This window comes from Bradyrhizobium sp. LeoA1Lang, from assembly GCF_055413685.1.
Genome location: NZ_JBVAPG010000049.1, coordinates 45,477 through 53,224 on the forward strand (window position 1 = coordinate 45,477; position 7,748 = coordinate 53,224).

Genomic DNA, 7,748 nt, shown 5'->3' on the forward strand with positions numbered 1-7,748 from the left:
CGAACCGGTCATGGTGATACGGCTTCCGCTGTCTTGCGCCGGGACCGGCTTTGGCTCGTCGCCGCGCTCGCTCGCGCCAGTAGAGCCTCGTCGCCGCAGCGCGGCACGAGCCGCAGCGTGGCGCGCTGCACCTGATTGGGATCGGCTGCAGCTTCGCGGGCCTGCAGCAGATGCTTCGGCAACGCGCTGTCTTGAAGAAGCGATTGGTCTCGATGATCCGTCATGGTGTCAGGCTCCGTTTCGATGAGAAACCGTGTCGGGATCGCGATGGTGCGATCTCCGGCCTCACGGGCATTGCGGGACTGTGTGCGGAGTCGGAAATGTCGACGGCATCGCCGGGATGCTGCGCAGCTCGCCGAGCAGGATGCGCCCGCTGGTCGTGATCGTGTCGCCCGCGCCGCCGCTGGTGTTGCCGAACACGAGTACGCCGACCTTGTGCGTGGCATCGAAGGCCATGTAGGTCTCGTAGCCGTCAAAGCCGCCGTTCTTGTCGAAGTAGTCGTTGGACAGTTGCCAGCCGAGCCCCATGGACAGCACGTTGGACGGCGGGTGGACCTTCTGGGTCTGTCTCATCGCCAGGCCAAGATGTCCCTCCGGCGGACTGATTTCGGCCTCCAGGAACGTCAGCATGTCGGCGAGCGTCGACGACAGCGCGCCGGCGCCGAGCCCCGCTGAAGTCAGCACCCAGTCCGGCGGCTCGACCGTCTTGTAGGACGGCGGCAGGCTCGTGGGCGGGACGTAATTGTAGCCTTGCGCGACCTTCGCCTTCACGGCGCTGTAATTGACTTGCGTCGACGTCATCCCGAGCGGCGCCGTCACGCGGTCGACCACAATCGCCGGCCAGTTCTGGTACGTCGCGTCCCAGTTGAACGCGCTATTGCCGCCAGCATAGGCATGCGACAGCAGCACGCCGAGAAGCGCGAAGCCCGGATTGCTGTAGACCCAGTGTCTGCCGGGCGCATAAGGCGGCGTGAAGTCGTTCAGGAATGCGCCCAGCGACGAGAGCGGATAGTCGCCGAACGCCGGCCGCTGCCCGCATACTGGAGTCGGGAATCCGGCGCTGTGGGTGGCGAGGTGCCAGAGCAGGATGTCGCCGTGGGGCTGTTTCAGGATGATGTCGGACGGCAGCAGATCGGTGACGCGGGTGTCCTGCGTCGCCGAGGTCTGCGACGCCGCGAGCGCCAGAAGCGTTGCCGTGAACACCTTGGTGTTCGAGCCGATGAAGACCACGGTGTCCTCAATCGAACCGGTGCCGCCCTCATGCAGGTCGACTTGTCCGAACCGGAAATAATAGCGCTGGCCGGCGACCGTCGCGCCGACCAGGATTCCGACGGACTTCTTCGGCTCGGGGATCCCGAGAGGTGCGACAAGAGGTGAAAAGAGGCGATCGACTATTGCGCTGATTCCGTTCGCGTTCTGCATCGCAGTTTTCCAGTCGCGTGCCAGCCTCAGACGCTGAGGCGACGTATCTGTTGCAGTTTAAGGAAACGCCGCCGCCGCGAGTGCCTCCGACGCCGTGACGCCACTTGCGAGAAACCGGAAGGCCATCGGCACAATCCTTCTGTTCGGCGACTTGCGTCGCCGGTAGCCGGAAAACTTTGTAAGGTCTTTGCGCTTGAGTGCTTCGGTTGGCGCTATTCAGCGAACAACTTTAGATCATCGCTGATTCAATACCACTACCCTTTCGGGTAGTCGCGCGGACAATCGGGCTGCACAACTTACGGATGGTAACGTCAGGAGATGAGATTCAAAGAAAATATGTACCGAATGCTTTCGTCGTGGCGCGCCATAGGGTCTGTTGCCTCGCTAGCTGCAGCGGTCGACGGAACCAGCTCCCGACAAAGACAAACGCGATCGGAGTGATGCAGGTTGAATGGCTCGCTTGTCGGAATGGATTGCCGCTCGGCGCTCAAGCTGTCCGACATCGAACCGCGCATTGGGACTCGCGGACGCCAAGTGTGGTCGACTCTCGCAGTCCTACCTGACCTGCGATTGAAACTGGCGGTGCTTGAACGCTGTCAGCGCGACGACGATCACACAGCACAGCGCGTTGAACCCGTTGGTCAAGCCCAGCGTGATGTCGCCGAGATTGGAGAAGGAGTAGACGGCCGTTGATCCGTTCGCGGCAGTCCAGAGAAACCAGGTCGAATAGGAAATGGCTGAGGCACCATTGGTATCGTGCGCGATCCTGTAGATCTGCGGCAGATAGGAAATGACCCGCAGAGCGTTGAAGACCGTGAACAGGTAGTACGCTAGATCCGAAAACATCATCCGTGCACCCGGCTTTCGTCCGATCTCAGATAGAGCTCTTCATGAGGCGCTCCGTCAGCTTTGCGGTGCGCCGCTCGTCGATCCCTGTGCTGTCAAATGTTGGCTAGCTCTGCTACCGGATCATGACGCGCGCGGACTGAGCGGCTACATCCGTAACCGAAGTGTGGTTTGGCGTACCGTTGTTTGAGCCGTCAAACGGTGCGCCATATATCCTGTGTGCCGGCAGCGTCACGCTAGCTGCTTCAAGGCCGCGGCGGTTGGAATGCGCTTGACTTAACAAAACGATGTCGTATCATTTTTTCGCATTTCGATGCGGTGAGCGGAGTTTCCCGCCCAATCGGCTCGGCGCTCCTTCGCTGAGTTCACGCGGTCTTTACCCGATATCCAGTGGATAGTTGACGCCGAATTCAACGAACGCATGTCAATCGCGATATGGGACTGGTTCGTACAGCCACGTCAGTAAGCTTGGTCATGAGAACCGCCGAAAAGACTACATGCCTTCTCCACACGAATAGTCCGCCGCGCATGAGACCCAGAATTCCATTACCGTTTTCGGCACTGCTCCTTCTCTTGCTTTCTTTCCAAGAGGCTACGGCGCACGCCATCGTGATCAAGTCGTCGCCCGCGGCTGACGCAGTCATGCCTGCCGGCAACGTGCCGATCCATCTGCAGTTCAACAGTCGGATCGATCACGATCGTTCAAAAGTGACGCTGATCGGCGCTGGTGGGACAGAGCAGCGGCTCACACCGGCGGCCGACTCGCCGCCCGATGCCCTGGATGCCGAGGCAAAAGGTCTCAGCCCTGGTGCTTGGCGTCTGCGCTGGCAGGTGCTGAGCGTCGACGGGCACATCACGCGCGGCGATATTCCGTTCACCGTGCGATAGCCGTGTCGCTCTTTCTCGACATTTTCGGCTTCCTGTCCGTCGTTCTGCGGGGGCTGATTCTCACGAGCCAGACTTTCACGCTCGGCACGCTTGCGTTCCTGCTTGTGCTGCTGCAACCGCTCGAGCCCTGGCTTTCCGTCGAGAGCGCCAAGACTGGCAGCCGTTGCCGGACATTTCTTCTTATCAGCTCGTTCCTCTTGGGCATCTTCACGCTTTGCTCGCTCGTACTTAACGCGCTCGCGCTTGTCGGCACGCTCGAGCTTTCGTGGGCGGAGGCCGCCGGGGCCGGTTTCGTACGAGCGGACCTCGTGATCGCCGCTTGCGCCTTCCTCATTGCTCTTCTCGCAAGAGCGTCGTGGAAAACATCACGGCTTCTCTTTCTTGTCGGCCTCGCCGCCGTGATCTTGATCGCGCAGCTTTCGGTCACTCACGCAGCCAGTCGTCTCGACCTGCGATGGCCCTACCTCGTCTCAGGGGGGCTGCACATGCTCGGTGCCGCGGTCTGGATCGGAGGCCTGCCGTGCTTCCTGATTGCGCTCAACCTCTGTCAAGATCCGGTTGACTGGAAGCTGATCGGGCGGCGCTATTCTCTGATGTCGATGGCTTCGGTGGGCGTCATCCTCGTTGGCGGCATCGTGATGTCGATCGGCTATATCGGCTCCTTCGAAGCGATCTACGGCACTGCCTATGGCGTCATGACAAGCGCGAAGGTCTGCCTGCTGCTGATGCTGCTCGCCCTGGGCGCCTTGAACTTCTTTACCGTCGACCGGTTGCGCCGCGACGCTTCAACGCCGATCATCCGGCTGAAGCGGTTCGCCGAAGTGGAGATCGGGATCGGCGCGGCTGTGATCTTTGCCGCCGCCTCGCTGACGTCGCTGCCGCCGGGCGTCGATCTGGCCCAGGACCGGGTGAGCTGGTCCGAAATCGTCGAGCGGTTCACGCCGCAATTCCCGATCCGCCTATCAAGCCCTGATTATGACAAGCTCACCGTCGCGGAATTGCAGAGAAAAATTGCTGCGGCCGATGCGCAGCGGACAACGGCACCGCTGGCCTATGTCCCAGGCGAGGGCACGATCCTGCCCCGCAACGCGGCGGATGTCGCCTGGTCGGAATTCAACCACCATTGGGCGGGGATCTTCGTCATCCTCATCGGCCTTCTCGCCCTGATCCAGCATTTTCGCTGGGGCCGGTGGGCGAGGCACTGGCCGCTGCTGTTTCTTGCCATGGCCATGTTTCTGTTCTTCCGTGCCGACGAAGCGGCGTGGCCGCTCGGACAGTTCGGCTTTTTCGAATCGCTGCGCGATCCGGAGATCGCACAGCATCGCATCTTCGTGCTGCTGATCGTCGTGTTTGGTCTGTTCGAGTGGCGCGTGCAGGTCGGCGGGCTCAGGAAGAGCAAAGCGGCGCTGGTGTTTCCGCTGACCACCGCGATCGGCGGCGCACTGCTGCTCACCCATTCTCACGCCATTGCCAACATCAAGGACCAGCTCCTGATCGAGATGAGCCACACGCCGCTGGCGCTGTGCGGCATCGCCGCCGGATGGGCCCGCTGGCTGGAGCTGCGGCTCGACGGCAGGGCAAGCCGGATCGCCTCCTGGATCTGGCCCGTGGCATTCATCCTCGTCGGGCTGATCCTGCTCGATTACCGAGAGGCTTGACCCAAACGGCAAATCGACGTTTCGCGGCGATCGGTAGACCTGCTTGGCACCGCCCCGTGTTCGAATAGACTGGACCCAATTGAGATGACTTGACGGCGCGGCATCGACCGGGGAGTTGTCTTGCAACCGGATCTTGCTGGACGGAGCCGAGCCACATGAGTTTCCATTCGATCTACCGCCACGGCTTCGCCCGGGCCGCCGCCTGCGTCACGGTGTCCCGCGTGGCCGATCCGGCTGCCAACGCGACCGCGATCATCGAGGCCGCCGACGCCTGCCACAGGCAGTCGGTGGCAACAGCGGTATTTCCCGAACTGTGTCTGTGCGGCTATGCGATCGAAGATCTGGTCATGCAGGATCCGCTCCTGGATGCGGTGGAGCGGGGGCTGGAGCGGATTCGGGCCGCATCGACCGAGCTGATGACGGTCCTGATCGTCGGCGCGCCGCTGCGTCATGGGGCACGGATCTACAATTGCGCTGTTGTCATTCATCGTGGCCGCATTCTCGGCGTCGTTCCCAAGACGTACCTGCCGACCTACCGGGAGTTTTACGAAACCCGTCACTTTGCCTCCGGCGCGGGACTGACCGGGTTGGAGATCACGATTGGCGACGTTCGCGCACCCTTCGGCGTCGACCTGCTCTTTGCGGCGGACGATGTTCCGGGACTGACCATCGGCGTGGAGATCTGCGAGGACATGTGGATCCCGGTGACGCCGGGATCGGAACTCGCGTTGGCCGGGGCGACCGTGCTTGCAAATCTCTCGGGCAGTCCGATCACGATCGGCCGGGCGCTGTCGCGTGATCTTCTGTCGCGATCCTGCTCCGCGCGCTGCCTTGCCGCCTATGTCTATGCTGCGGCGGGAATCGGGGAATCGACCACCGATCTGGCCTGGGATGGCCAGACCTCCATTTTCGAGAACGGCGTGCTTTTGGCGGAGGGTGAGCGCTTCCGCCAGGACGGACAGATCACGATCGCCGACATCGATCTGGACCTGCTGCGTCAGGAACGCTCCCTGATGAGCACCTTCGACGACAATCGAAGGCAGAAGAGTGCCGGCGCCTATCGGAAGATCGGCTACTCGCTACGGCCTCCGATGACGGACATCGGATTTGCGAGGAAGGTCGAACGCTTCCCATTCGTGCCCAGCGACCAGAGCCGCCTGAATCAGGATTGCTACGAGGCCTACAACATTCAGGTCGCGGGCCTGGTGCAGCGGCTGCGGGCCATCGGCACGAAGCGCGTGGTAATCGGCGTGTCGGGCGGGCTCGATTCCACGCACGCTTTGATCGTTGCCGCCAAGGCGATCGATCTTCTCGGATTGCCGCGATCGAACATTCTCGCCTACACGCTGCCGGGCTTTGCGACCGGCAGCGAAAGCAAGGCCAATGCCCTGGCCTTGATGCAGGCGCTGCAGGTGAGCGCCGGCGAGCTCGATATCCGCCCGGCTGCCACGCAGATGCTCCGCGACATCGATCATCCCGCGGGGCGCGGCGAGCCGGTCTATGACATCACCTTCGAGAATGTGCAGGCGGGGCTCCGGACCGACTATCTCTTCCGCCTCGCCAATTATCGCGGAGGGATCGTCATCGGCACGGGCGACCTCTCCGAACTGGCGCTCGGATGGTGCACCTATGGCGTCGGCGACCAGATGGCGCACTATAACGTCAACGCCGGCGTGCCGAAGACGTTGATCCAGCATTTGATCCGCTGGGTCATCGCGACAGGACAATTCGACGATGAAGTCGCAAAGACGTTGCGCGCCATTCTGGCCTCAGAGATTTCGCCTGAACTGGTGCCTGTTCAGGCCGGCGAGACCCCGCAGAGCACGGAAGCGGCCGTCGGACCCTATGAGCTACAGGACTTCAATCTGTTCTATACGCTTCGATTCGGCTTCCGGCCGTCGAAGATCGCGTTCCTCGCCTGGCATGCCTGGAACGACGTCGCCAAGGGCGAATGGCCGGCTGCGTTTCCAACCGACCGGCGCAAGGCCTATCAGCTTGCCGATATCAGGCGCTGGCTCGAGGTCTTCCTGCGGCGGTTTTTCGCGTTCAGCCAGTTCAAGCGTTCCGCGATGCCAAACGGCCCCAAGGTTTCGTCGGGAGGGTCCCTGTCGCCCCGCGGCGATTGGCGCGCTCCCTCCGACGCCAGCGCTGCGGCATGGTTGGAGGATCTGGAACGAAACGTTCCGTCCGCCTGATGCCGACAGACCGATAGGCACCGCCGAAGCTGATTTGCGTTGTTATTGACCAAGCTCAACGCTCCGGCAGCGGAAAATGGGCTGAACGAAGGTGTCCGTCCGTAGATGCCGGCATGTTCTTGAGAAGGGTCGACCAATGCCCAGGAGCAAGCAACGCGGTCCCTCACGGAAAGCAGGTTTCTCGACCCGAATCGGGCCGGTAAGAACGTCGATGGCCAATAACGTCGCGGGTTCGGCTCGAAAGTCAGTCAAGCCATCGCTCACGAAGCCTTTTCATGTCGCCGTCGATCGGCAATTGAAGTCCGAGCACGAAAGCTACGAGGCCGCCGAGAAAGCCGCGATCGAGATCAAGAAGCGACATCCGAAGCTTCATGTAACCGTGTTCGACGCCAAGGAGCAGCGCCACACGCCTGTCGAGTTGCCGACGGCGGCGAACGGCCGGCACGGCCCCAATCACAACCCACACGGCAAGCCCGCAACGCCGCGCAAGGCCACCGCCGCTGGACGCCACTAGAGCATGATCCGGAAAAGTGGAGACCGGTTTTCCGAAAAAGATCATGCTCAAACAAAGAGCTAGAGTGGGATGACGATTCGAAGAAAAGTCATCACGCTCTAGATGTGGAGCCTCAAGAGGTTGTCCTCGGTGAGACCGAGTCTGCTGATCGGCGTTTGAGATTTTATACCGCCGTGAGGCCGATGCCAGTTGTATTGGTGCAGCCAGATCGGAAGCTCGTCGGCA

The 7,748-nt window shown here is 61.7% G+C and carries 7 protein-coding genes and 1 pseudogene; 4 read left to right on the forward strand and 4 right to left on the reverse strand.

Annotated elements, in window-relative coordinates:
* Nucleotides 1-8: 8 nt before the first annotated feature.
* From ACZYOF_RS18410 to ACZYOF_RS18420, 3 genes are all read right to left on the reverse strand, one after another.
* Nucleotides 9-224: a hypothetical protein gene (locus ACZYOF_RS18410; protein WP_463716623.1), complete on the reverse strand. Its 216-nt coding sequence runs from the start codon at nucleotides 222-224 to the stop codon at nucleotides 9-11.
* A 61-nt stretch (nucleotides 225-285) separates the two neighbouring features.
* Nucleotides 286-1,422, reverse strand: a complete 1,137-nt coding sequence (locus ACZYOF_RS18415; RefSeq protein ID WP_463716624.1) for a serine hydrolase domain-containing protein — start codon at nucleotides 1,420-1,422, stop codon at nucleotides 286-288.
* A gap of 555 nt (nucleotides 1,423-1,977) precedes the next feature.
* Nucleotides 1,978-2,268, reverse strand: a complete 291-nt coding sequence (locus tag ACZYOF_RS18420; protein WP_130579905.1) for a hypothetical protein — start codon at nucleotides 2,266-2,268, stop codon at nucleotides 1,978-1,980.
* A gap of 528 nt (nucleotides 2,269-2,796) precedes the next feature.
* Between ACZYOF_RS18420 and ACZYOF_RS18425 the strand changes: the two genes are divergently transcribed.
* The 4 genes from ACZYOF_RS18425 (at nucleotide 2,797) to ACZYOF_RS18440 (ending at nucleotide 7,523) form a co-directional block, all read left to right on the forward strand.
* On the forward strand, nucleotides 2,797-3,156 hold the full coding sequence (locus ACZYOF_RS18425; RefSeq protein WP_282527380.1) for a copper resistance CopC family protein: 360 nt from the start codon (nucleotides 2,797-2,799) through the stop codon (nucleotides 3,154-3,156).
* A 2-nt stretch (nucleotides 3,157-3,158) separates the two neighbouring features.
* Complete coding sequence (locus tag ACZYOF_RS18430) at nucleotides 3,159-4,814, forward strand: copper resistance D family protein (RefSeq protein WP_463716625.1); 1,656 nt, start codon at nucleotides 3,159-3,161, stop codon at nucleotides 4,812-4,814.
* A gap of 155 nt (nucleotides 4,815-4,969) precedes the next feature.
* Nucleotides 4,970-7,009: an NAD(+) synthase gene (locus tag ACZYOF_RS18435; protein ID WP_463716626.1), complete on the forward strand. Its 2,040-nt coding sequence runs from the start codon at nucleotides 4,970-4,972 to the stop codon at nucleotides 7,007-7,009.
* A 211-nt stretch (nucleotides 7,010-7,220) separates the two neighbouring features.
* Nucleotides 7,221-7,523 (forward strand): hypothetical protein, encoded by a 303-nt coding sequence (locus ACZYOF_RS18440; protein ID WP_130583942.1) that lies wholly within the window; start codon nucleotides 7,221-7,223, stop codon nucleotides 7,521-7,523.
* 98 nt (nucleotides 7,524-7,621) lie between these two features.
* Here the strand turns inward: ACZYOF_RS18440 and ACZYOF_RS18445 are convergent.
* Nucleotides 7,622-7,748: pseudogene (locus tag ACZYOF_RS18445) on the reverse strand (IS481 family transposase); the annotation flags it as partial.

Excerpts from the sequence above, each read along its gene's own strand:
- ACZYOF_RS18410 (WP_463716623.1), bottom strand. The coding sequence starts at position 224 with ATGACGGATCATCGAGACCAATCGCTTCTTCAAGACAGCGCGTTGCCG.
- ACZYOF_RS18415 (WP_463716624.1), bottom strand. The coding sequence starts at position 1,422 with ATGCAGAACGCGAACGGAATCAGCGCAATAGTCGATCGCCTCTTTTCA.
- ACZYOF_RS18420 (WP_130579905.1), bottom strand. The coding sequence starts at position 2,268 with ATGTTTTCGGATCTAGCGTACTACCTGTTCACGGTCTTCAACGCTCTG.
- ACZYOF_RS18425 (WP_282527380.1), top strand. The coding sequence starts at position 2,797 with ATGAGACCCAGAATTCCATTACCGTTTTCGGCACTGCTCCTTCTCTTG.
- ACZYOF_RS18435 (WP_463716626.1), top strand. The coding sequence starts at position 4,970 with ATGAGTTTCCATTCGATCTACCGCCACGGCTTCGCCCGGGCCGCCGCC.
- ACZYOF_RS18440 (WP_130583942.1), top strand. The coding sequence starts at position 7,221 with ATGGCCAATAACGTCGCGGGTTCGGCTCGAAAGTCAGTCAAGCCATCG.